Consider the following 846-nt stretch of genomic DNA (forward strand, 5'->3'; position numbering starts at 1 on the left):
TATGAAGATTGCACTCGTTACCGGGTCAGCTGGTTTGATTGGCAGTGAAGCCGTCGCCTTCTTCGCCGATAAATTCGACCTCATCATCGGCATCGACAACAACATGCGCCAGTACTTCTTCGGCACCGACGGCTCCACCGAGTGGAACCGGAACCGGCTCGCCAGCGCTTATGCCACCTATAAACACGAAGCCGCCGATATCCGACAGGTCGACCAGCTTCAGCCCATCTTCCAGCAGTACGGCACCGACATCAAGCTCGTCCTCCATACGGCCGCTCAGCCCTCCCATGACTGGGCCGCCCGCGAACCCTTCACCGACTTTGGGGTCAATGCGGTGGGTACCCTCAACATGCTGGAGATGACCCGGCTCCACTGCCCCGAGGCTGTCTTCATCTTCACCTCCACCAACAAGGTCTACGGCGACAACCCCAACTTCCTGCCCCTGATCGAGACCGACACCCGCTGGGAGATCGACCACAACCACCCCTACTTCGAGAACGGCATCGATGAGTTCATGAGCATCGACCACACCAAGCACTCGGTCTTCGGGGCCTCCAAAGTGGCCGCCGACATCATGGTGCAGGAGTACGGCCGCTATTTCGGCATGAACACGGGCGTTTTCCGGGGCGGCTGTTTAACGGGTCCCAACCACTCGGGAGCGCAGCTGCACGGGTTTTTGTCGTACCTGATGAAGTGTGCCATCACGGGCACCCAGTACACGGTGTTCGGCTACAAGGGCAAGCAGGTGCGGGACAACATCCACAGCTGGGATCTGGTGAACATGTTCTGGCACTTCTACCAGAATCCTCGTCCGGGGGAGGTGTACAACGCGGGGGGTGGTCGTTA

Annotated in this window: 1 protein-coding gene; it reads left to right on the forward strand. The window is 59.2% G+C overall.

The genetic code is table 11. From position 1 onward, the window contains the following. Position 1: 1 nt before the first annotated feature. Positions 2–846: NAD-dependent epimerase/dehydratase family protein (locus tag ACYVJM_RS32100; RefSeq protein WP_461152210.1), on the forward strand; the 845-nt coding region annotated here is incomplete at its 3' end.

Source organism: Spirosoma pulveris (genome assembly GCF_054781875.1).